Source organism: Bradyrhizobium sp. SZCCT0148 (assembly GCF_018129985.1).
Lineage (GTDB): Bacteria > Pseudomonadota > Alphaproteobacteria > Rhizobiales > Xanthobacteraceae > Bradyrhizobium > Bradyrhizobium japonicum_H.
The window spans coordinates 779345-799993 of sequence record NZ_JAFCKT010000001.1 but is presented as its reverse complement, the minus strand read 5'-3'; the positions used below and the strand labels follow the sequence as shown (position 1 = coordinate 799993).

The following is a 20649-nucleotide window of genomic DNA, read 5'->3' as shown; positions in this document are numbered from 1 at the left end:
CATGACCATCAGAGTTGCCACCTGGAACGTGAACTCGGTCCGGCAGCGGATCGACCTTCTCCTGACCTGGCTGAAGGAATGCCAGCCGGACATCGTCTGCCTGCAGGAGATCAAATGCGTCGACGAGGCCTTCCCGCGGCTGGAGATCGAGGCGCTCGGCTACAACGTGGTCACGCACGGGCAGAAGACGTTCAACGGCGTCGCCCTGCTCTCCAAGCTCCGGTTCGACGAGACCAAGTCGGGCCTGGCCGGTGACGATGAGGATGCCCACGCCCGATTCCTCGAAGGCGTGGTGACGCTGAAGTCTGGCGTGCTGCGCATCGCCTGCCTTTATCTGCCCAACGGCAATCCGGTCGGGACCGAGAAATATCCCTACAAGCTCAAATGGATGTCCCGGCTTCTTGAGTATTCGAAGGAGCGCCTCAAGACCGAGGAGCCGCTGATCCTCGCAGGCGACTTCAACGTCATCCCGCACGCCCGCGACGTCCATAATCCCGCCGCCTGGACCGAGGACGCGCTGTTCAAGCCCGAGACGCGGGAGAGCTTCCAGTCCCTGCTCGGCCTCGGCCTGACCGACGCCCTGCGGGCCGTGACCGACGAGCCGGGCCTCTACACCTTCTGGGATTACCAGGCCGGCGCCTGGCAGAAGAATCAGGGCCTGCGGATCGATCATCTGCTGCTGTCGCCGCAGGCCAGCGACCGGCTCGCCAATGTCGGGATCGACAGCTATGTGCGCGGCTGGGAGAAGCCGTCGGACCACGTGCCGGTGTGGGCAGATCTGGATCTGGAGGCGGCGTGATCGGACGCCGAGACGGCGGATTACGCTTAGACTAATCCGCCCTGCGGCACCGGATTCCAGGCTTTAGTCGCGGCGACCCTGCACCCACTGCTCCAGCATCTGCAGGCACATGGCGCGGTCGTCGTCGGAGGCCTTGGCGAAGGCGCGGTTGTAGTTTTCCTTGATCCAGGTCTCTTCCGCACCGGCGCTGTCCCGCGCCAGCGTCAGCCACATCAGGCCGCGCGCGGCCTGCCGCGGCAGGCGGTCGCCGTTGAACAACATCTGGCCGAGAAGTGCCTGGGCCTGGTGCTGACCCTTCTGCGCCGCAAGGCCGAGCCAGCGCGCGCCGTACCGGAAATCCTCACGCGAGGCGTCCGGCGTCTTCAGATAGAGCCGGGCGAGATCGTATTGCGCGTCGGCATTGCCGAAATAGGACGCCGCATAGGAGAACATCTCCCGCGCCCGATCCGGATCAGATTTGATCTTCGAGTTTGGGATGCCGCTGAGATAATAACGACCGAGCGCAACGAAGGCGTTGGCCACGATCTGCGCCTGCGGCGCCGATGGGCTGTCCTCGGCATGCGCATTGGCGATCCGGCTGAAATATTCGAAGGCGCGCAGATCGTCCTGGGCGACGCCGTCGCCATTGGCGTACATGCGGCCGAGCTTCCACTGCGCGATGGGGTGACCACCCTCGGCGGCATATTGCAGCGCACTGAGCGAGGTCTCCTGGGGCACGGCCGCCGGCGCGACCTTGCCGCGCATGCCGCCCGTGGCATTGGGCAAAGCGGTCACGACCGGGATGGTGGCGTCTTTCGGGTTGACCGGCGCGCCGTCGAAGGCAAGCGCCGGCGCGGCCAGCGCACTGGCCCCCAACACGAACGCAACTATGGCACGCCTAGATGTCCGCATAGCACTGCTTCTCGTGCGCGCCGCCCGGATGGGTCACTGCCCCCCCGACCGCTGGTCCAACCTGCTGAGCATATTTCCAGAGCGCACCTGACGTATGGTTAGTCGCGCGAGCGCTCCATTTGGTCTTGCGCTGGGCGAGCTCGGCGTCGCTCAATTTTACGTTAAGGGTACCGGCGACCGCGTCGATCTCGATGATGTCGCCATCCTCGAGCAGCCCGATCGGGCCGCCAATGGCCGCCTCGGGCCCGACATGGCCGATGCAAAAGCCGCGGGTGGCGCCGGAGAACCGGCCGTCGGTGATGAGCGCAATCTTGCCGCCCATGCCCTGGCCGGTCAACGCCGCGGTGGTCTGGAGCATTTCCCGCATGCCGGGACCGCCCTTGGGCCCCTCGTAGCGGATCACGATAACTTCGCCTTCACGGTAGGTGCGCTTCTGGACCGCCTCGAAAGCATCCTCCTCACGGTCGAAGCACCTGGCCGGACCGGTAAACCTGAGGTTGGACATTCCCGCGACTTTCACGATCGCACCTTCTGGCGCCAAATTACCCTTCAGACCGACCACGCCGCCAGTGACGGTGATGGGCTTGTCTGCGGGGTGCACCACGTCCTGGTGCGGATTCCATTTCACGCTCTTGAGGTTTTCGGCGATCGTACGGCCCGTCACGGTAAGGCAATCACCGTGCAGGAAGCCGTTGTCGAGCAGCGTCTTCATCAGAAGCGGTATGCCACCTACTTCAAACATGTCTTTGGCGACATAACGGCCACCCGGCTTCAAATCCGCGACATATGGTGTCTTTTTGAAGATTTCGGCGACGTCGAACAGGTCGAACTTGATGCCGCATTCATGCGCGATTGCCGGTAGGTGCAGCGCAGCATTCGTCGAGCCGCCGGAGGCGGCGACAACGGCGGCGGCGTTCTCCAGCGCCTTGCGGGTCACGATGTCGCGCGGCCGGATGTTCTGGGCGATCAGCTCCATCACCTGCTCGCCCGCGGTCATGCAGAAGGCATCGCGGATTTCATAGGGTGCCGGAGCACCGGCCGAGTAAGGCAGCGCAAGGCCGATCGCCTCGGAGACGGTCGCCATTGTGTTGGCGGTAAATTGCGCGCCGCAGGCGCCGGCCGAGGGGCAGGCCACGCGCTCGATCTCGTCGAGGTCCTCGTCGGACATGGCGCCGACCGAGTGCTTGCCGACGGCCTCGAACATGTCCTGCACGGTGACCTGCTGCCCGCGGAACGTGCCGGGCAGGATCGAGCCGCCATAGATGAAGATCGAGGGCACGTTGAGACGGACCATCGCCATCATCATGCCCGGCAGCGACTTGTCGCAGCCGGCGAGGCCGACCAGCGCGTCATAGGCATGGCCGCGCACGGTCAGCTCGACGGAGTCGGCGATGCATTCCCGCGACGGCAGCGAGGAGCGCATGCCGTCATGGCCCATGGCGATGCCGTCGGTGACGGTGATGGTGCAGAACTCGCGCGGGGTGCCGCCGGCCGATGCGACGCCCTTCTTCACCGCCTGCGCCTGGCGCATCAACGCGATGTTGCAGGGCGCGGCCTCGTTCCAGCACGAAGCGACGCCGACGAAAGGCTGGTGGATCTGCTGTGTGGTCAGACCCATCGCATAGAAATAGGAGCGATGGGGCGCGCGCGCAGGACCTTCCGTCACGTGACGGCTCGGCAGCCTCTGCTTGATGTCGGTCTTCGCGTCCATCGCAAACCAGCTTCCCCGGTCGACCTTTTCAGACCCGAAAAATCACAGCCAAGATTTGAATCGACCTTGGGATTTCTCGTCGCTGTCGAAGGCTGCCGCTGCCCTAAAACATTAGAGTGATTTTATTCATGTTCGGGTGTGGCCAAAAAGCGGCGGCGATGCGAACCACCGGTGAGGAAGGTTAAATCCGGAATGAGTGTTGCGGAGACACCACAATCGTTACCGCGAAGACACGGGAGGGACTACCAAGATACCTTCGAAACGGAATAGGCATACAACCTCAGATTTTGTTTGCCTAACATCACCTCCGGGTTAGCTCTATCACGCGGTGATCCCTGCAGCCGAGTCGGGCACGCTCCCTTCTCAGTGGCTTTGGCTTACGTCCCGGACAAGCTGCAACCCCCAGTGTTGGAGCCGGGACCGAGAGGGCCGGCACTCTCTCTCCTCGGGTGATCACACTGAGTGTGTGGCTGCAAACATGCCTTCTCGTTCTCGCGGCGCGTTTCGCCCGAGCTTTGCTTGGTCTCGCTACCCTCTGATCCAAGAGGGCGCAGGGAAGGCCGGGTGCCGGCTGGCACCCGCGGTCCGCTGCGCGAAAATGCACACGCAGGAAGAACCGCACAGCAGCATACAGGTGTCGCCGATCACTCGGCCTTCCCTGCGCAGTGGCTGGACGGCTTATGCCGTGATCTCCCGGGAGCCGACCATTCCTTTTGGCCTCCCTCGCCGTTCGAATTGACGATGCCGTCCACCCGGTTGGGCTCGCGCACATCTCCGAACGGCTTGACCGTGGCAACGACGGCCAGGACCACACGGTTTTGCCGTACGCACGGCCCGCCATGTCGCCGCAGTATTCCCGGCCCTGTCGACGGAGCCGGAAACTTACGAGCGAGACGAAGCCTGACAGCGCCGTCGTCCGCACGTGGCCTCGGGCTCACAGGGACTACCCGCCCTGCCCGCGCCTTTCGTGCCGACGCTGCCGCGTCCACCGCAAGCCCGGCTCGCGATCGTGACGACTTCACGTCGCCCCTCCTGGGTGAGCCGGGATGGGCGACACATACGCCGAAACCGAATTTCGGTAAAGTGGAATATTTTCGCGCTTGCGGATTGACAGAGGCCGACACAGGCGCGGCCTATCCGATGTGCCAGCGTCCCTTGTGAATATCGAACTTCACCGAGCCTTCGTCTCGCATCTTCAACAAGAGGGACTGGCAGGCTTCCTCGTTCGCGACATTGGCGCGCTTCATGACCTCGTAAACTTTGAGCGGCTTCTCCCGGAGCGCAATCAGGATCTTTTCGCGATCATTCAGCACGACGAAACTCCTCCTGCCAACAGGCGCGCCCGATCACTGAAAGTAAGACAGCTGATCTTCCGTTACGACCCGTTCGACATTCCCCGCCTTGCTCTTGATCCGATATCGAAGTCGTCCATCTGCCTCGATGGGCATGCATTGAACGACGGTGTAAATCATTGCTGGATCGCTTGCTGCACGTCCTTGTGGACCTTGGGGCTGATGGCGAACGTCTTCATTCAGCTTATAGGCGCATGACATGTGTTCACCTCTGAAGTCGTCTACGATCGCCCTAGCGTAGAGCATGCTGTGACGCAATGTAACCATTGCTTCCCGCTGAAACTCAGAAAAGCAGGACACAGCGCGGCGCGATCCGACCGCGTCCAGCCCCTTGTTCCCGGGCTTGGGCCGGTCCATCGCCCTCTGCGATCTTCCCACCAGAGGCGTATGTGTGGGAGATCGCCGGTGCGGGGATAGGACGCTTTGCGCTTTTGAGGTCGCCGCCTGCGCGACAAGCGTCTATTGTTCCAGGGAATCACTTGAACAGTTGCGGACGCATCACGGATGCAAGGATCGAGCAATGGCCAAACGAAAGCGCTCCGCCGAGCAACAGGTCGCGGATGAGGCGGACAGGAAGGCGCAAAATCCTATCGGGGCGCGGCAAACGATAGCGGACAGCCACGCCGATCCGGAGTTCCAGGAAAATCATAAGCGTCTCAGGGCGGAGCGCCTGGCGCGAGATGCCCGGCCGACGAACAAGAACTGATCCGACTCGCAAAGATCGTTTGGATCGAGGGTGACAAAGCCGGCTGGTTACTACCAACCGCCGGCGGACCAGCAAGGCTGAGCGTGAGGCACGCAAGGCCTTCCGTTGCGGTGAAGGCAATATTATCCCAGCAGGCCCAGGTCATCCACCTGCGCGAAATCCCGATCGATCAGGCTGCAACCGATATCACGTCGATACCGGAGGTTTGGCACCACCACCTTGTCGGCCAGTGCAACGGCACCCTCGCGCGCTGCTCCGATCGTCGTCCCCGTTCCGGTTGCCACCATGGTCCAGCCGTACTGGCCCGATGTGACGAGGCGGCCATTCGACACGCCGACCTCGCCATAGTAGAGGCCCTCCAACTCATCCGGCGTTAGTCCCCCATCGAAGATCACGGGTAGCCCAACGGGTTCATCCACTGCCTTGCGATCATAGGGGAAAGGAGGCGTGGTCAGGACAACAGCAGCACAAAATCCAGGGCGCATCTGCACTCGGCCCGGTCGTCCGGTCATGGCTGCGAACAGATCAGCCCAGTGAGTTTCCTGCAATGGCCCAAGGACTGCAAAACCCGGATAGCCAAACCGGCACGTGAACTCGAGGGGCCAGATGCCGGACCTGTTCACGATGGTGTTGAGATTGACGTAACCGCAGTAGCCGCCCGCAGACAGCAGCGGAGCCATAGGCTTCAGGGTCCGCTCAAAAAACACCTCCGAGCGATCGAACGTCGCAATCGTTCCCATTTCGCCGGTGAGTTCGCCGAGATTTCCGGGGAAGAATCTCTTGTGCTCCCAGTCCAGGCAAGGCCTTCCCACGAACGACTGGCCATCGAAATAGGCGCCAACTCCCATCTCCACGCCCTCGACATGCTCCATCAATATGAAACTGCCACCATCTCCGAGCTGAGGTGCCTTGCTCTGCAGCACAGCCAGCGCGTCCAGCCCGCTGGACAGCCTCCCGACATAATTGTCTCTTGGGCCAAAATTCGCTCCGTTGAACTTCAGGACGTAGCGGCCGGGATATTGCGCAAGGAAGTGCTCGGCGTCGACCAAGCTGGTGAACTCTTCAACCCGGGCAGTCTGGAGCCCGATGCCGGCGAGAATCCGTTGGCCAAATGCCCGATCGTTCTCCAGCCGATCACCGTATGCACTGCCGCCGATAACGTTGAATCCATCCTGGCGCAGCCGATCTTGAAGTTGCCCGCGCGATTTGGCCACGTTCTCGAACAGGATGATGCCATCCTCTCCGGCCGCTCCAATCCAGTCGAGTTCGGCCTCCCAGTCAGTCACGCGCTCGACCAGACCCGCCATTGTGCCGTGCGCCAGCGGCTCACCGACGTAGGTCCTGACCTCGTGACCATCAGCGACGAGCCTCATATACAAAGCGCCGAGATCGCAGCTGTCACCGATACCGAGAAAGCGCATTGCGCTCAGATCCGGAATTCGGATCGGTAACGCTCGAAGCAACGCGCTCCGCACTCCAGCCGCATCAACGCACCTTCGGCAATGGCATTCGCGACCGCAGGATTTTGCCGGACCAAAGGTTTGATGGCCTCCGCATTCCAGGCCGAGGAATGCTTGACATCAAGCACGGCATGAAGCGCGAAATAGTGCCGATCTCCAGCTCTCACGCCGAGGCGTTTCAGGCCGGCGGACGTCGCAGCCGAGCGCGCAGGCGCCGTCATTTCGATCACGCCGAGTGCGCCGACCGAATGATACGCATACCGACGGTTGGCTGCGAGCGCAGCCATCGTGTTGGCCAATGTCAGCGCCTCAGTGACGGTCGTTTCCGGCTGGGGATCGAGCCCGAGATGTTCGGACAGGGCGTGCAACAGTGGACCATGCATGCCCTTGGGGTTCCCGCGCCCCATTTCGTCCCAATAGTTTCGGGCCAGTTCGAGCTTGGACTGGACCGGCAACTTCAACTGCGTCAGCGCGGTCAAATCCTCAAAGCCGGCCTCGCCGGCAACTTCCTGAGTCAAAAACCATTTCATCTGCTCCATGGAGCATTGCTCGGCGAGCCAGGGAAACAACGGGTCGTTCTGTCCCGGGCCGTTCTCTTTCAGTTCCTCGAACCAGGCGATGAATTCGTCCGCATCGGCGGGAGCGGACGCCGCTCGGGCTGCAACCGCTTTTCGGGCCCGCTCGATGATGCCGCCCTCCACAATCGAGAGCGCAGCAGCCTCGGACACATCATCCTCCCAGGTCGATGAAGGCAAGGCCGGGTTGAAGCGCAGGGCATTCAGGCGATTGAGCTGAAATTGCGAGTTTCTGTCCTGATCGACTGGCGTCGAAAGTCTATCTAACATGTGGTCTCTCCGGCTTTTGCGCCGTCAGTACAACAGCCGCAATTCGATCGACCGAGCTGTACGCTTCAGTTTCGAGTTCTTCCCCGAACACATCCGGGTCCACTTCTTCGTAAGACCAGACCAGGTCGGAGTTTCCAAAGCTCCGCTCCACGGCCTGAAGAAGACGGTCCTTGCCGTCCACAATCGGCGAACCCGTGTACAGCAACAGCGATCCGCCCCGGGACAGCCGGGCTTTGGCGATCTCGGCTATTTGAAGTGAGAGACCGCTGCCAAGCTCGCCTCCGCCATGTCGGTACGCACGGAGCAGTGGATCATTGAGATAAGGCGGATTGGCCACGATCAGATCGAACTGGCCATCGACATTCGTGAGCAGATCGCTCCACCGCGAGGTTGCATCGACGCCGGCGGCCTTCGCATTCAGCCGCGCCAGCTGCAACGCCGCTTCATTGATGTCGACCATGAGGATTTCGTCGCAGGCCGCATTCTTGGCAACGACGATCGCTCCAGCTCCCGCACCGCAACCGATATCCACAACCCTGCGCAGCTGGCGGGTCCCCGGACGAAGATGGTTCTTGATGGCCCTCGCAAACCGATAGGTATCCGGCCCGAAGAACACGGCGTCGGGAGACAACGTCGGGAACGCCGAATGCAGCAGTATCTCGCCCTGCAACGTCGACGCACGCACTGTGCTCCTCCAGCCGCCTTCCGTCTCGCGAACGATTCCACTGTTCCGCAAAGTCTCGAACAGGGCTAATGGAAGGAGGCCTCTTCCGAAGGGTCTGCTCCAACCGAACACGTCCGTTAGAAGCGTCGCCTCCCGCCGCCCCGGCCGGCTGTTGACCCGAGCATGTGTCGCCGGGGTGGGCGTGACAAATTCATAGCTTGCTTCGCGCAGAAACAGGACGAGCGAGTCAAGTCCGGCGTCCATCATCGTATGGGAGGTAAGTTGCATACGGCTCAACCATCGCGGCCAGATGGCGTTCCTATTAGGAACAAAGCAAACGGGCCACTGTTCGCAATGGTATGAGCGAGCAACAACTGGCTGAAATATCGAGATCAATGCCCGTCGCGACGCGCGGCGCGCTGGCTATCGCTGACTTCGGAAAACGGGGGCGCGGCGTCGTCGCCCTCGAAGACATGCAAGCCGGACAACTGGTCGAGAGATCGCCGGTTCTTATCATCCCGGCCGGTGATCGCGCCGCGGTCGATCAAACGGTGATATTCACCTATGTCTTCATGTGGGAGCACAACACCACAGAGCAGGATCTGTATCATCACCGGGGTCGATCAGCGATCGCGCTGGGATATACCAGCCTCCTCAGCCATTCCTATGCCCCGAATTGCAACTTTGTGCGCCATATCGACGGACTGCTCATCGATGTCATTGCAAAGCGGGCGATCATGGCCGGCGAGGAACTCACCATCGATTATCAGATGACGCTCTGGTTTGATCCGGTCGCGATCTGACGCTGCCAGGACTGTGCCGACGACCTCGGAATGCTCAGGTGGTGGGACCGGGGGCCGACCGTCTCGCCAGACTGGGTTAGGAACGCAGCTGTGGAGGTCGGATTGTTCTCATGGATCGATATTGGATCGCGATCATGGCTTCGGCTGTGCTTCTGCTCTTCGCCGTCGTCGGGATCCTCATCCACCGGCCTGAGCTGATTGAGGTCGTCCGGGTGGTCCGTTCAAGCGGATGAGCGTAGCCGGAAGACGCGGTCGCAGCCGTGGACGCGGCGTTGGCAAACACCGGAGACATGCGGCCCAAGTGCTGACGAAGTCCCGCTACAGCCGGCCTGTCAATCAACCGGCCTGGCTTGCAATTTGCGCATCTCGCAGCTCATAACTTGAGATCAGGGCGTTCCAGCCAATCGTCGGCGGGCGCGTCAAGCGAATATTCGGAACACGAAGCAAGCGATCCAGAAAGATCGCGGTCTCCTGCAGCGCCACCGACGCGCCGGGACATTTGTGAGGGCCGTCTCCGAAGCTCATGAGGCTGGCGGAGGCCTTGCTTGCCCTTACCTCGCGATTGGCATCGAGCTTGAACGGACAGCCCCCGGATGCGACGGGATCGGAGTTCATGGCGCGAACGTCGATCTTCACCAGAGTGCCGGCCGCGAGGGTCGTGATTGCGCCATCGTCATCCAACTTCAATTCGCGCTCCGTGCGGCGATAGAGCGCGCCGACCACCGGCTCCAGCCTGAGAATCTCCTCCAGGATCGCCACCTGGATCTGCTCATTGCCGTCGAGAAACCTGGCTCGCAGATCCTCGCGCTCGAGCAGGTGCCAAGCCGCCATGACGATGAACTCGCGGGTCGTCGCCATGCCGGCTGCGGCATAGGTCATGCACTCGGTCAGGATTTCGCGATTCGAGTACCCCTGCTCGATCAGGTGGGAGATCACGTCCTCTCTCGGCGCAGCGCGGCGGACGCGGATCGCCGGCCGCACGTCGTGCAGGTAGAAGGCGAGCATACGATATTGGCCAAGCGCAAATCCCGTGAATGCCGAGAGCCAGCCCGGCTGCGATCCGCTTGCGGCGAAAAAGCGGTTTAACCGGCGCGACATGCCCCGCTGATCGCTTCGCGTGAGCCCGACGATCTCGGCGGCCACGGCCACAGCCAATTCCAGGCTCATGACATCCAGTTCGGCGTGACCGGCCGATCGAAAGCGCTCCACCAGCCGATCGCTCAGGCTCTCCATCAATTGGCGATACCGGGTCGCGACGACTTTGGGCGCAAAGAACCGGGCGGTGGCGCTGCGCTGTTTCTGATGCGCCTCACCGTCCTGGAACAAGACCGGAGCGTGCGTGCGCCCCGCAAACTTTTCCAGCAGCTCCGCCCTGAAGCCAGCCTGCCGCACGCCGCCGCTGCGCAACAATTGCCGGGCGAGGTCGAAATTGACGATGCGGACCGGCTCCTCCGCGAGACGATCGGGGAGGCCGATCCCGGCAGCCGCCTCCGATTTCCTCTCGTCGTCCTGATCAGGCAATTTGGGCGCGGCTCCCACCTCATCAACCGCCATTGGCTTCCGTGACCCTGCTAAGCCGCGACAATCGTCTTTTCGATGTCTGCGATCGAATGACCTGTCAGGTCCTTGGCAATTTCGCCGACAAGAGCCTCCTGCAGCTTCTTGTGGTAGTGCTTGCGCATCTCACCGAGCGTCTTGGGCGCGGCGATGATGACGATGTCGCTGAATTTGTTGGTGAGCACCTGGGAGTTCAGCATGCCGACGATGCCCGAGGCGAAACCATCCTCCTCCGCCTGGCTCTGATCGGGGTTCGCTGAACTGTTGTTGTGCCCGCCGCTGCCACTGGCAGCCTCGACATCCTCTCGTGGAGCGGCAATCAGGGTGAGCTGCGTCTCGGTGCCGGTGTTGCGGAAGAGGTTCAGCTTTTCTCCGTCGGCGACGGCCACGATGGTATCCGTTGGGAGGATCATTGACAGCTCCTGCATGTCGAGAGGGTTCGCCGGCGTCTTCGACGTCGGACGACCCACGGCAATCCATCGGTGTTGCCGAAGTTCCGTTTGGCCCCTTGGCAGAACTCAAGCGTGGCGACGGAACTCTCGGAACGGCCACCACGGCTTTGCAACCCTGGAGCTTGCCCTGCGTTTTTGGTCGAAGCGAATATGGAGCTTGCAATGTCAGAGGTCTCGAAGGTGAGAGAACATATGGACGTCATTTCCTCCGATCATAAGTCGGTGGGAAAAGTCGACCATCTCGACGGGGCGAAGATCAAGCTGACCAGGCAAAGCTCGCCTGATGGCGAACATCATCATTTCATCCCGACGACCTGGATCGGTCGAGTCGATCAGCACGTGCACCTGAACAGGACGGGTGCCGACGTCACGGCACATTGGGAGCATGAGGCGAGATCAGCGGTACAATCCAAGTAAGCTGGGCCACTCGCCTGCCACTGACCACGCCTTCAATGTCTTATCCACTTGGATGCGCTTGCGATGTCGCAACAGTGATCGGCTCCGGCGAGAAAGATCTCGCCGATCGTCGCTTCGTCCCTATCTGATATGGATCACAGAATGGGAAATGAGGGAATATGGCAGGCTCCGCGCTTGTGGTCGGCGCCAGCGGCATCGTCGGCAATAATCTCGCCCGGCACCTCCTCGAGCGGGGATGGCAGGTCCACGGGCTCGCCCGGCGGCCGCCGGCCGACATCGACGGCCTCACCCCGGTTGCCGCCGACCTCCTCGATCCGGCTGGGCTTGGTTCGGCCCTGCAAGGATTAAGACCCACTGCTGTCTTTCTCAGCACCTGGCTTCGGCAGCAAACCGAGGCGGAGAACATCCGCGTCAATTCCGCTATGGTGCGCAATGTTCTGGATGCGGTCGCGGCGGCTGGTTCAGTCAGGCACGTCGCGCTCGTCACCGGCCTGAAGCATTACCTTGGTCCGTTTGAAGCCTATGGCAAGGGCAAACTGCCGGCGACGCCGTTCCGCGAGAATCAGCCGAGGCTCGATATCGAGAATTTCTACTACGCACAGGAAGACGCGGTGTTCGCCGCATCGAAGCGCGACGGCTTCGGCTGGAGCGTGCACCGGCCACACACCATCATCGGTTATGCCGTCGGAAACGCCATGAACATGGGCGTTACGCTTGCGGTCTACGCGACGATCTGCCGGGAAACGGGGCGGCCGTTTTCCTTTCCCGGGTCGGCTGTGCAGTGGAACGGTCTCACGGACATGACCGATGCGACACTGCTGGCGCGTCATCTCGAATGGGCCGCAACGACGAAGGCCGCGCGCAACCACGCCTTCAATATCGTCAACGGCGATGTCTTCCGCTGGAGCTGGATGTGGACCCGGCTGGCCGATTGGTTCGGGATCCCGCCGGCGCCGTATGCCGGTGAAGGAATTCCGCTGGCGCGCCAATTGGCCGATGCCGGTCCGGTCTGGGGCGACATCGCCCGTAAGTATCGTCTGGCAGAGCCTGATCTCGGCAGGCTTGCCTCTGCCTGGCACACCGATGCCGATCTCGGGCGTCCGATCGAAGTGGTGACCGACATGAGCAAGAGCCGGCAGCTTGGCTTCCTGGACTACCAGGCGACCGACGACAGCTTCTTCCAACTGTTTGCGCGGCTGCGCGAAGCGCGCATCATTCCGTGACCGCTACGTCGCGAGCAGGCACGCTTCAAATCGGGCAAACAACGCAGCCGGTCCAGGATACACCTCGACACAGCCCGCGGCCCGCAGCGAAACCTCCGTGAAGCCGCCCGAGAGGACGCCGATGGTCATGATGCCGGCCTTTCCCGCTGCTGACGCATCGTAGGGCGTATCCCCGATCGCGACGGCTTCGGCCCCGGCGATGCCGAGCTTTTCGAGCACGACTTCGAAGATGTCAGGCGCCGGCTTGGATTGTTCGGCATCCTCGGAGGACGCGGTCACATCGACGAGGTCGACAATGCCCGCGATGTCGAGATACTTGTCGAGTTCATCCTTGTTGGCCGAAGACGCGATGGCAACCTTGGTGCCGGCGGCCCGTACGCGCCCAAGCAGATCGGGCACTGCGGAGAACGGACGCACCAGCGGCAGGTACTCCGTCTTGAACCGGATGCCGCGCCACTCCTCCATCGCCTTGCCGTGGTCGCGCTGCTCGTCGGCCGACAGGAACACGGGAATGAGCTTGTCGCCGCCCTTGCCGATCTGGCTTCGCACCTGTTCGAAGCTCACGTCATGGCCAAATTGCTGCATCGCCTCGTGCCAGGCGAGAGCGTGAAGATCGACCGAATCCAGCAAGGTCCCGTCCATGTCGAAGATTGCGGCTCTCGGCAAATCAGGATCCTCCGCGGCTGGACCGCCGTAGCGGCCGTCCGGTGTCACCGGATGCTTTCAGACTCCCAACCGCTCAGGCAAGCGCAAGGGAATTGCGCCGAGCTTAGCTTCCGACCTGAAAATAGATTGTCCAGATGGCAACGACGGTCACCGCGGCCACGGCGAGGCTGCCGAGTAGGAGGGCAAGGACGTTGGTGTCGGGCTCGGCGGAGCCTTCGGAGGTGCTGCGGTTACGATTGAAATTCATGGCTTGGCTTCCTTCGGTGGGCAAGCCGGCAGCAGAGCGATGGTTCCTGTACGGAACGGCTCTCCAAGTTCAGCGTTCGACCTGTGCAACGAAAGGACGCAAGCATGACCGAGAAATTCGATCCGGCCCCGGAGGACAAGCACGCGGTCGATCCCAAGCAGGGTATCCGCAGGGACAAGGCGAAGGACGACGAGTTGCAAAAGGGGCTGAAAGACAGTTTTCCAGCCTCCGATCCGGTCAGCAGCACGCAGGCATCCGAAGCGACGCCGGACTGACAAGAACGACCATACGCGTAGCCGGAAACAATCAAGGCGACGCGGGTCGCGCTCAAGGGGCTGTGTCGGAGATCGGTTTGGTCTTCTTCAGGGGATCGATCCCGTCACAGACGATGCACTGAAGTTCAGTCTTGCCGTAAAGTCCGGGCACCGGGACGGTTCGCTTGCCGCACCGCAAACAACGCGTGACTCTATCCATGAAAAGCCTCTTCGGTGCCGAGTAACGACCCAGGGAATCCGTCTTTCCAGATGGCGTGTTCGGATCGTTGGGCGCATCTGGCGAAATACAGTGCCGACGCCAGGACGACCTGGACGAATATCGAACAGCTCAACAACACAGCTCAAGTCATAACGCAATCACCCACACCGAAAACGCAATAAGCAGGGTGAGGATGATTGCAGCTGCGATGACGAGCTTTGTCACGCCTCTTTCCGGACGCCCTTGTACTTTACCGCACTTTTCTTGACAGCCATGAACTGACCATCTTTCTTGTTGCGCTTGGTCGAGGTCTTTGTGAGGGGGTTCTTGAGCTGGCTGCGCTTCTTCACCGCGCCTTTGCGTGCGTTATCGCCGACCGGTTTATTGACTGCCATGATCTCTATCTCCTGTTCCACAGTAAGGCTTCAAGCTGCCGCTTTGTTCCCTGGGGGCCGCAGCAGCAAAAGAAGACGCCCGAAATGTCCGGCCGACGGCTCGCCGGCACGTTGTGCGGCGGGTTAAACCAGGCGCAAGCTGAATTGCCGCAGATCCTGCGCGGCGTAGCGATCGACGAACTCCTGAAGATGCGAAGGGACGTCAATCAGTTTCATATCGCAGCGATGCTGGATTTCGCGTGCGACATCCTCGGACACATCCGCCGACCACGCTTCGACCGTATTGAAGGCCACGACTCTGATCGGGCGCTTGTACTCACCGGCCATGAGATCCTGGAGGACAGTCTCGAGGTCGGTCGTCTCCAAATCGACCTCCCGCCAGGCTTTGCCGGCCGGGCCAAAGTCATCCGCCACGAGATAGACGGTGGGCTGGTCGATGGGGACAAGCGAAGGTGTCCAGCTGGAATGCATAAAAAACTCCACCAAAAGAACCGGGATTCAATTTGAAGAGGAGTGATTCGTTCCGGAAAGCTGTTCAAGCCACTGAGGCGGATCGGGCTTTGTCGGGATTGAGGGCGGCCTATCAGAGACGGACGCGCCGGATGGCAAGCCGATCACGGCAACCATCGGAACGGTCAAGAACGCTGATGCTGCCGAACTTCTCCTGGCATCAGATTCAATGCTGCGGCTTCGTAGCCCCCCAGTTCACGCTCGACCAAGCAGGCGCTCCATCCCTCCGGGACGGCCTCGAGCACCCGACCCACGGCTTCGCCGCGCCCGGTGGCAGCGAGCCAGATCTGGTGCTCGCCGCCGTCGGTCATGACACGAACCAAATGAACCCGTTGCATCCTGCTTTAAGCGCCAAGCCGGGCCGAGGTTTCATGATCGTTGCTCCGGCGCAGAACTTCCTGGCCGGTTGGTATCCCGCGAGGCTTCAAGCGACAGGGCATTCCCCAATGCGGCGCTCGCCGCCGTGTTGTCAAAGACGCACCAGGTCGCCGCTCCCCGATGGCGGCTATCGTCCAGTCGCCGGCCCAGGGAGGACAGAGCTTCCTGATCATACGTGGAATAGTACATGCGGGGAGACCCGTGCCAGCGGAAATAGGCCAGACCGTCCCAGCCTCCTGGCTCTCCGGCACCCGGCACTTTGGCCGGATCTGCTGCCACGCGCGCGATGCGTCGCTCGATCAGCTTGCGCTCCACCTTCCCGGTGAACCAGCTGGCATGCCGCGGCTCGATTGCCACCATCGCGCGGCTACACAAGTCGACCAGATCGAAGAAGTGGTCGAACGTCCTGGCGTCGAAAGCTAGCTTTGGCGGCAACTGAACGAGCCATATTGCCAGTTTCGTTCCCAACTCCGCCGTTTCATCCGCAAAGCCCTTCACCAACTCGCTGCACCCGGTCAAGGCCTGCTCATGGGTGATGGCCTGTGGCAACTTCACCGAAAAGCGAAAGTCATCCGGCACCGAGCGAGCCCAGCGCTCGTAAGTCCTGGGCTGGTGCTTGCGACGAAACGAGCTATTGATCTCGACGGCCTTCAGCCGGCGCGCATATCGCTCCAGATGGCTTCCAGGTGGTGGAAACTCGTCGGCATAGCGACGGTCGATGCTCCACCCGGCTGTGCCGATCCGCAGTAGTGACTCCGCCTTGGCACGACTTCGGGGATGCCTTCCTGGCGCGGCACCAGAGTGATCAGCCATCGATCCCCTACCTAGTCGTACCGATCGAAGATGCCCAGGCCTTGCGAAGCGAGTTCGGCAAGCCTCTCCCACTCTTCGGCCAGACGAAGCCAGGCGGTGCTGTCTGCTTCACTTGAAACGCGGGCTGCCAGCTGGCGACAGCTTTCTGCCTTGCGCTTGAATCGGTCTGCATTCGATGGTGGCACCATGTTTCCCTTCATCCCACAATGGACGGAACGGACCGTCGTTCCTGATGACGGATGATTGGCTGTGAGGCGGGCAGCGCGTTGCCCGGCCACAGGTGCTGAGTGCAAACTCGCCGTTGGAACAACCGGATTGCCGCTTGCTTGGTAGGGGGCACGTCTCACCGCCTTGTCTCGCCCGGAGCTCTCAAATGTTCTTTTGGTACCCCGTCCTGACGCTAATGATCGATGCCATGCAGGTCATCGACATGCGCCTCAAGCTGATCGCGAGCGGAAAAGGGTCTTCCGAAGAGATGTTCCTGATGGTCAACGAGAAAGTCGACGCCTTGGCCGAAGCCCGCAACATCCTGGTGCGAGGCGGTAATTCGCAGCACGTGATCGACAATTATCGCAAGATCGTAGCGGCCAACGTGGTGCGGCTGTCTGCCTAGTCCAGCGCTTCGGCCCGCCGGGTGAAGAAGTCCTGACCGGCAATTTACAAGCTGGAGCTGCTGTTGCGCGATGTTGGGTGGAGCACGGGATATTGGATTGATGGATCGTAAGCTTTGCCGGGACGATCTCGAGGCAAAACCCCTTGATGAGGCCAAACCCTCGGCAGACATGTCCGAGGATGACAAGCAGGCCGTGACCGATCAGAGCTCCGGCTCCGCCAAGGTGGTTCATGAGGTCGTGCGGCTGCAGGGGGATGAGGAACTGGGACGGCCGCTTCAGTCCCTCCTCTTCTCGGGATTGGCGGCCGGCGTGGCTATCAGCGCATCGCCATTGACGGAAGCGTTCCTGCGCATGCGCCTGCCCCACGAGGAATGGACCAAGCTTGTGGTCTCTTTGGGCTACACGGTCGGCTTCGTGATCGTCATTCTGGGCAAGCTTCAGCTCTTTACCGAAAGCACGGTCACGGCGGTCCTGCCTTTGGCCACCTATCCGACATTTCGCAACCTGGGGCGGCTGCTTCGCCTGTGGACCATCGTCTTCGCGGCGAACCTGGCGGGTACGTTCTTCGTCGCCTTGCTTGTGGCCAAGCAGATCATCGTCGGACCGGAGCAGCTTGCCGCTGCGGTGGATGTTTCCGGAGCGATCCTGAAGAAGGGGCCGGAAGCAACCTTGTTGGCCGCCATGCCGGCAGGCTTCCTCATCGCGTCGGTCGCGTGGATCCTGCCGTCCGCCCGCGAAAGCGCGATATGGGTGATCATCCTGATTACCTATGTCATATCGCTCGGTGAATTCAGCCATGTCGTCGCCGGATCGGGAGAAGCGTGGCTCTTGATGCTGATGGGGCAAACGACATTTGCCGGCGCCGTGGGCGGATTCATCTTGCCCGCGCTGGTCGGCAACCTCATCGGCGGCACCGGGCTTTTTGCCGTGCTGGCTCATGGCCAGGTCAGAAATGAGATTGAGACGAATGATTGAGTCAGGCGGCGCAGCGCACGGCGGTTGCGGTGCCGGTCGCTGCCAAGCGATCCGCCATTCCGTGAAGCTGCGCGGCGCAATTCGCCGGTTACGCCGTCATGATGCCTATGGCTGCGTGGTGTACGCAGCGAACAGCCGGCACCAGACCGGCGCTCGCCCGGCACTTTGATCTCGATCCGTCGGCCCTGCGTTCCATCTTGACAAATAGCTCCCCAAGAACAAAAAAGGAACGATAAACCGTATTTGCCTGGTCGCGAGACAGATTCGTCGGCCAGGATCGATGGGAGCCCGGCGCGCGTCAAATGAAGCCTGCTATGTTGCCGGTCTACTATTATCTCGACCACTTCGTCGAAATGCTCGACTTCGTCGAGAGGACGTATGGCGAGATCCTCACCGACGAGCATCGTTCGTTCACCGCACGCTTTCGCGCCCTCTCCAAGGACGCGCAGTGCCTGCTCATCCGGATGGTCAACCGTCGGGGGGCGATCTTCAATCGCGCTCTCTTCAAGTACCCGGAGATCACCGATCTCGAAACAGCGGCTCGCCACTTGATCGCGTGTGGCCATGCCCGCGGCCTGCGTGTCGAGGATTATTCAGCCTTCGTACTTTGCCTGCCGAAGACCGCGCTTCTCGACGGCGCCCGTGCCGCGGGGTTTGGCCGCGACATCCGTACCTCATGGTCAAAGCCGGTGCTGGCCGACTTTTTCGTCGCTACAATTCCCTTCGATCTTGCCGCAAGGCATTGCGGCGCCGGCGCCTTCATTGCGCTCGACAATACGCGACCGATCGAATTCCTGCTGTACCTCTATTTCGGGAAGACGACCGAAGACCTGAAGAACTTCGCACTGCGCGATCTCGGCGTCCTGCGCACCAACAGAGAGACGTCGTTTAGTGCTCGCTTCGCCGATGCCGACGAAGCGCATGCGTGCTTTCACTATAGTCAGGTGCTGGACCGCATCGAGGTCCGCTCCCCCGACATCTACCGACAAGCGGCTGTAGCGATCCTGGATGGACCCCCGCGGACGACCGAATACGCCGCCGACCTTGCCGGCCGTGCCGCGTGTCAGGTAGGGCAGTTCTTCGAGAAACAGGGCGACAAGGACCTGGCCGAACGGCTTTATCGGTTCGGCGGCTCGGCCGATTGTCGCGAACGCCTCGTCCGTTTGCTGTACGGAGGGGGCGACAAGGCAGCGGCCGAGAATCTGCTGAGGCACATGATCGACGATCCCGAGAGCGACGACGAGCATGTCTTCGCGACGGATTTCTACGCGCGCAAGTTCGATGGACGGCGAACGGGTCTGTGCACCGAGTTGCTGCGGTCGGGGCGGACGATCGTTGTGGATGACACGCATCGCGGGAATCCCGAGGCAGGTGTCGCCGGAGTGCTGCGACGCCAGGGCGGACAGGTGTACTTCGCGGAGAATACGCTTTGGCACACGCTGTTCGGGCTGCTGTTCTGGGATGAGCTATTCGAATCCGGTCAACTTCACAGCGGCTTCGACCGGGTCCCGCATTGCCTACGCGACCGCACCTTCCATCGGCGGTTCGCCTCGCAGATCGACGGCAAGCTCGCGGAGATCAGGTCCGGCAATGCGCTTCCGATCGTCCTGCGCACCATCGCCGCCAGATGGGGCAGGCCCAACGGAATCTTCGCTTGGGACCACGTGCAAATGGGCGCGCTGCGTGCCTTGCTCGAAGGCGCAGGCGCGGACGGTTTGGCCGGGATTGTTCGGGCGATGTGCGAAGACTTCCGCAGCATGCGCGACGGCTTTCCCGATCTGATGCACGTGCGCGACGGCAAGTTGTCATTCCTTGAGGTCAAGGCGGAAGGCGACGCCATACGCCGCAACCAGTTGACCCGTCTTCGCCAACTGGGGAACGCCGGCATTCCGGCCGAGATCGGCCGCGTGGACTACCGGTTCGATCCGGAGCAGGACTACGTGGTCGTCGACATCGAAACCACGGGATCGTGGTCATCGGGGGACCGCATCACCGAAATCGGAGCGGTCAAGGTCCGTAACCATCAAGTCGTCGGTGAGTGGCACTCCCTTGTCAATCCGCAGCGGCCGATCCCCGCGAAGATCGTCGAACTCACCGGCATCACCAACCAAATGGTCCGGGACGCGCCTGTGTTCCATGAAATCGCCGACAGTTTCATGGCGTTCATGGCGGACGGCATCTTCGTCGCCCACAGCGTAAACTTCGATTACGGCTTCCTGTCGTTCGAGTATGAACGGCTTGAACGGCGCTTTCGCTTTCCGAAGCTGTGCACTTGCGTCGGAATGCGTCGCCGATATCCCGGGCACAAGTCGTATGGACTCGGAAAGCTGTGCGCGATCTACGGCATCGAGCTCGAAGAACACCATCGGGCGCTATGCGACGCGCGGGCGGCGGCCCGGCTGTTGAACCTCATCAACAAGAAGCGCGATGCCGCCGCCCCGGTGGACGCGGAGCAGGCCGCTTAGTCGCATTCCCGGCTGCTATCGCCCGGACCGTCCAGAACTGCTGCGACTTCGATCACGGCTGACTGCGGCGAAACGCCTACTCCGAAGCATGACGGACGCGGACCTGCCGCATGTGCGAGGTTCAAAGTGAAGTGGACCGTCCCGACAGCTGTTCGCGTTTCAGGCCGTTGATGACGAATTTCGGCGCTTTGGCGAAGTCCATCTCGGCGAGATTGGCGCCGATCGCGTCGAG

The 20649-nt window shown here is 61.5% G+C and carries 23 protein-coding genes; 9 read left to right on the top strand and 14 right to left on the bottom strand.

The genetic code is table 11. The features are described from left to right. The first annotated feature begins 1 nt into the window (after window position 1). Window positions 2-799, top strand: a complete 798-nt coding sequence (gene xth / locus JQ580_RS03830) for an exodeoxyribonuclease III (RefSeq protein ID WP_166475183.1) — start codon at window positions 2-4, stop codon at window positions 797-799. A 63-nt stretch (window positions 800-862) separates the two neighbouring features. Here the strand turns inward: xth and JQ580_RS03825 are convergent, their stop codons facing one another. The 3 genes from JQ580_RS03825 to JQ580_RS03815 form a co-directional block, all read right to left on the bottom strand. Next, entirely contained in the window at window positions 863-1690 is an 828-nt protein-coding gene (locus JQ580_RS03825) for a tetratricopeptide repeat protein (RefSeq protein ID WP_212278377.1), read from the bottom strand. Beyond that, complete coding sequence (gene ilvD / locus JQ580_RS03820) at window positions 1677-3401, bottom strand: dihydroxy-acid dehydratase (protein ID WP_212278376.1); 1725 nt, start codon at window positions 3399-3401, stop codon at window positions 1677-1679. The genes JQ580_RS03825 and ilvD overlap by 14 nt, the downstream gene beginning before the upstream one ends. Before the next feature lie 1133 nt (window positions 3402-4534). Continuing rightward, a complete protein-coding gene (locus tag JQ580_RS03815; RefSeq protein WP_212279270.1) occupies window positions 4535-4714 on the bottom strand; it encodes a hypothetical protein in 180 nt (59 codons plus the stop codon). Between the two features lie 559 nt (window positions 4715-5273). Here JQ580_RS03815 and JQ580_RS03810 point away from each other — a divergent pair. Next, complete coding sequence (locus tag JQ580_RS03810) at window positions 5274-5459, top strand: hypothetical protein (protein ID WP_212278375.1); 186 nt, start codon at window positions 5274-5276, stop codon at window positions 5457-5459. A 122-nt stretch (window positions 5460-5581) separates the two neighbouring features. On the opposite strand, the gene JQ580_RS03805 is transcribed toward JQ580_RS03810, so the two are convergent. The 3 genes from JQ580_RS03805 to JQ580_RS03795 are packed head-to-tail and all read right to left on the bottom strand — an operon-like array spanning window position 5582 to window position 8716. Then, window positions 5582-6880 carry a hypothetical protein gene (locus tag JQ580_RS03805; RefSeq protein ID WP_212278374.1) on the bottom strand — a complete coding sequence of 433 codons (1299 nt, stop codon included), beginning with the start codon at window positions 6878-6880 and terminating at the stop codon, window positions 5582-5584. A gap of 5 nt (window positions 6881-6885) precedes the next feature. Then, window positions 6886-7764, bottom strand: coding sequence for an iron-containing redox enzyme family protein (locus tag JQ580_RS03800; protein WP_212278373.1), 879 nt, complete (start codon window positions 7762-7764; stop codon window positions 6886-6888). After that, window positions 7754-8716 carry a methyltransferase gene (locus JQ580_RS03795; protein WP_212278372.1) on the bottom strand — a complete coding sequence of 321 codons (963 nt, stop codon included), beginning with the start codon at window positions 8714-8716 and terminating at the stop codon, window positions 7754-7756. Before JQ580_RS03795 ends, JQ580_RS03800 begins: the two co-directional genes overlap by 11 nt. Before the next feature lie 107 nt (window positions 8717-8823). Here JQ580_RS03795 and JQ580_RS03790 point away from each other — a divergent pair, with 107 nt between their 5' ends. Further along, the gene (locus tag JQ580_RS03790; protein WP_212278371.1) at window positions 8824-9231 is read left to right on the top strand and encodes an SET domain-containing protein-lysine N-methyltransferase; all 408 of its coding nucleotides are present in this window, start codon (window positions 8824-8826) and stop codon (window positions 9229-9231) included. Window positions 9232-9567: 336 nt separating this feature from the next. Here the strand turns inward: JQ580_RS03790 and JQ580_RS03785 are convergent, their stop codons facing one another. Together JQ580_RS03785 and JQ580_RS03780 are read right to left on the bottom strand one after the other, a co-directional pair. After that, a complete protein-coding gene (locus tag JQ580_RS03785) occupies window positions 9568-10785 on the bottom strand; it encodes a cytochrome P450 (RefSeq protein WP_212278370.1) in 1218 nt (405 codons plus the stop codon). A gap of 17 nt (window positions 10786-10802) precedes the next feature. Continuing rightward, a complete protein-coding gene (locus JQ580_RS03780; protein ID WP_212279190.1) occupies window positions 10803-11201 on the bottom strand; it encodes a host attachment family protein in 399 nt (132 codons plus the stop codon). Between the two features lie 201 nt (window positions 11202-11402). Between JQ580_RS03780 and JQ580_RS03775 the strand changes: the two genes are divergently transcribed. After that, window positions 11403-11657 (top strand): DUF2171 domain-containing protein, encoded by a 255-nt coding sequence (locus JQ580_RS03775; RefSeq protein WP_212278369.1) that lies wholly within the window; start codon window positions 11403-11405, stop codon window positions 11655-11657. Window positions 11658-11815: 158 nt separating this feature from the next. Further along, on the top strand, window positions 11816-12880 hold the full coding sequence (locus JQ580_RS03770; RefSeq protein WP_212278368.1) for an SDR family oxidoreductase: 1065 nt from the start codon (window positions 11816-11818) through the stop codon (window positions 12878-12880). A gap of 3 nt (window positions 12881-12883) precedes the next feature. On the opposite strand, the gene JQ580_RS03765 is transcribed toward JQ580_RS03770, so the two are convergent. Both JQ580_RS03765 and JQ580_RS03760 read right to left on the bottom strand, forming a co-directional pair. After that, entirely contained in the window at window positions 12884-13546 is a 663-nt protein-coding gene (locus JQ580_RS03765) for an HAD family hydrolase (RefSeq protein WP_409363191.1), read from the bottom strand. A 103-nt stretch (window positions 13547-13649) separates the two neighbouring features. Then, entirely contained in the window at window positions 13650-13793 is a 144-nt protein-coding gene (locus JQ580_RS03760) for a hypothetical protein (protein ID WP_212278367.1), read from the bottom strand. Between the two features lie 104 nt (window positions 13794-13897). On the opposite strand from JQ580_RS03760, the gene JQ580_RS03755 reads away from it, so the two are divergent. Continuing rightward, window positions 13898-14068, top strand: a complete 171-nt coding sequence (locus JQ580_RS03755; protein ID WP_212278366.1) for a hypothetical protein — start codon at window positions 13898-13900, stop codon at window positions 14066-14068. Window positions 14069-14488: 420 nt separating this feature from the next. On the opposite strand, the gene JQ580_RS03750 is transcribed toward JQ580_RS03755, so the two are convergent. The 4 genes from JQ580_RS03750 to JQ580_RS03735 form a co-directional block, all read right to left on the bottom strand. Beyond that, window positions 14489-14662, bottom strand: a complete 174-nt coding sequence (locus JQ580_RS03750) for a hypothetical protein (protein ID WP_212278365.1) — start codon at window positions 14660-14662, stop codon at window positions 14489-14491. Between the two features lie 123 nt (window positions 14663-14785). Then, window positions 14786-15133, bottom strand: a complete 348-nt coding sequence (locus tag JQ580_RS03745) for a hypothetical protein (protein ID WP_212278364.1) — start codon at window positions 15131-15133, stop codon at window positions 14786-14788. A gap of 164 nt (window positions 15134-15297) precedes the next feature. Next, a complete protein-coding gene (locus JQ580_RS03740) occupies window positions 15298-15483 on the bottom strand; it encodes a hypothetical protein (protein ID WP_212278363.1) in 186 nt (61 codons plus the stop codon). Between the two features lie 58 nt (window positions 15484-15541). Further along, window positions 15542-16363, bottom strand: a complete 822-nt coding sequence (locus JQ580_RS03735) for a DUF72 domain-containing protein (protein ID WP_212278362.1) — start codon at window positions 16361-16363, stop codon at window positions 15542-15544. Between the two features lie 373 nt (window positions 16364-16736). On the opposite strand from JQ580_RS03735, the gene JQ580_RS03730 reads away from it, so the two are divergent. From JQ580_RS03730 to JQ580_RS03720, 3 genes are all read left to right on the top strand, one after another. Beyond that, a complete protein-coding gene (locus JQ580_RS03730) occupies window positions 16737-16976 on the top strand; it encodes a hypothetical protein (RefSeq protein WP_249133915.1) in 240 nt (79 codons plus the stop codon). A gap of 100 nt (window positions 16977-17076) precedes the next feature. Beyond that, window positions 17077-17952 carry a formate/nitrite transporter family protein gene (locus tag JQ580_RS03725; RefSeq protein ID WP_249133914.1) on the top strand — a complete coding sequence of 292 codons (876 nt, stop codon included), beginning with the start codon at window positions 17077-17079 and terminating at the stop codon, window positions 17950-17952. 302 nt (window positions 17953-18254) lie between these two features. Then, entirely contained in the window at window positions 18255-20417 is a 2163-nt protein-coding gene (locus JQ580_RS03720; protein ID WP_212278361.1) for an exonuclease domain-containing protein, read from the top strand. Window positions 20418-20649 lie beyond the last annotated feature (232 nt).

What these genes read in the sequence shown, in the direction of transcription:
- xth (WP_166475183.1), top strand. Translation starts at nt 2, where the DNA reads ATGACCATCAGAGTTGCCACCTGGAACGTGAACTCGGTCCGGCAGCGG.
- JQ580_RS03825 (WP_212278377.1), bottom strand. Translation starts at nt 1,690, where the DNA reads ATGCGGACATCTAGGCGTGCCATAGTTGCGTTCGTGTTGGGGGCCAGT.
- ilvD (WP_212278376.1), bottom strand. Translation starts at nt 3,401, where the DNA reads ATGGACGCGAAGACCGACATCAAGCAGAGGCTGCCGAGCCGTCACGTG.
- JQ580_RS03810 (WP_212278375.1), top strand. Translation starts at nt 5,274, where the DNA reads ATGGCCAAACGAAAGCGCTCCGCCGAGCAACAGGTCGCGGATGAGGCG.
- JQ580_RS03805 (WP_212278374.1), bottom strand. Translation starts at nt 6,880, where the DNA reads ATGCGCTTTCTCGGTATCGGTGACAGCTGCGATCTCGGCGCTTTGTAT.
- JQ580_RS03800 (WP_212278373.1), bottom strand. Translation starts at nt 7,764, where the DNA reads ATGTTAGATAGACTTTCGACGCCAGTCGATCAGGACAGAAACTCGCAA.
- JQ580_RS03795 (WP_212278372.1), bottom strand. Translation starts at nt 8,716, where the DNA reads ATGCAACTTACCTCCCATACGATGATGGACGCCGGACTTGACTCGCTC.
- JQ580_RS03790 (WP_212278371.1), top strand. Translation starts at nt 8,824, where the DNA reads ATGCCCGTCGCGACGCGCGGCGCGCTGGCTATCGCTGACTTCGGAAAA.
- JQ580_RS03785 (WP_212278370.1), bottom strand. Translation starts at nt 10,785, where the DNA reads ATGGCGGTTGATGAGGTGGGAGCCGCGCCCAAATTGCCTGATCAGGAC.
- JQ580_RS03780 (WP_212279190.1), bottom strand. Translation starts at nt 11,201, where the DNA reads ATGATCCTCCCAACGGATACCATCGTGGCCGTCGCCGACGGAGAAAAG.
- JQ580_RS03775 (WP_212278369.1), top strand. Translation starts at nt 11,403, where the DNA reads ATGTCAGAGGTCTCGAAGGTGAGAGAACATATGGACGTCATTTCCTCC.
- JQ580_RS03770 (WP_212278368.1), top strand. Translation starts at nt 11,816, where the DNA reads ATGGCAGGCTCCGCGCTTGTGGTCGGCGCCAGCGGCATCGTCGGCAAT.
- JQ580_RS03760 (WP_212278367.1), bottom strand. Translation starts at nt 13,793, where the DNA reads ATGAATTTCAATCGTAACCGCAGCACCTCCGAAGGCTCCGCCGAGCCC.
- JQ580_RS03755 (WP_212278366.1), top strand. Translation starts at nt 13,898, where the DNA reads ATGACCGAGAAATTCGATCCGGCCCCGGAGGACAAGCACGCGGTCGAT.
- JQ580_RS03750 (WP_212278365.1), bottom strand. Translation starts at nt 14,662, where the DNA reads ATGGCAGTCAATAAACCGGTCGGCGATAACGCACGCAAAGGCGCGGTG.
- JQ580_RS03745 (WP_212278364.1), bottom strand. Translation starts at nt 15,133, where the DNA reads ATGCATTCCAGCTGGACACCTTCGCTTGTCCCCATCGACCAGCCCACC.
- JQ580_RS03740 (WP_212278363.1), bottom strand. Translation starts at nt 15,483, where the DNA reads ATGACCGACGGCGGCGAGCACCAGATCTGGCTCGCTGCCACCGGGCGC.
- JQ580_RS03735 (WP_212278362.1), bottom strand. Translation starts at nt 16,363, where the DNA reads ATGGCTGATCACTCTGGTGCCGCGCCAGGAAGGCATCCCCGAAGTCGT.
- JQ580_RS03730 (WP_249133915.1), top strand. Translation starts at nt 16,737, where the DNA reads ATGTTCTTTTGGTACCCCGTCCTGACGCTAATGATCGATGCCATGCAG.
- JQ580_RS03725 (WP_249133914.1), top strand. Translation starts at nt 17,077, where the DNA reads ATGGATCGTAAGCTTTGCCGGGACGATCTCGAGGCAAAACCCCTTGAT.
- JQ580_RS03720 (WP_212278361.1), top strand. Translation starts at nt 18,255, where the DNA reads ATGAAGCCTGCTATGTTGCCGGTCTACTATTATCTCGACCACTTCGTC.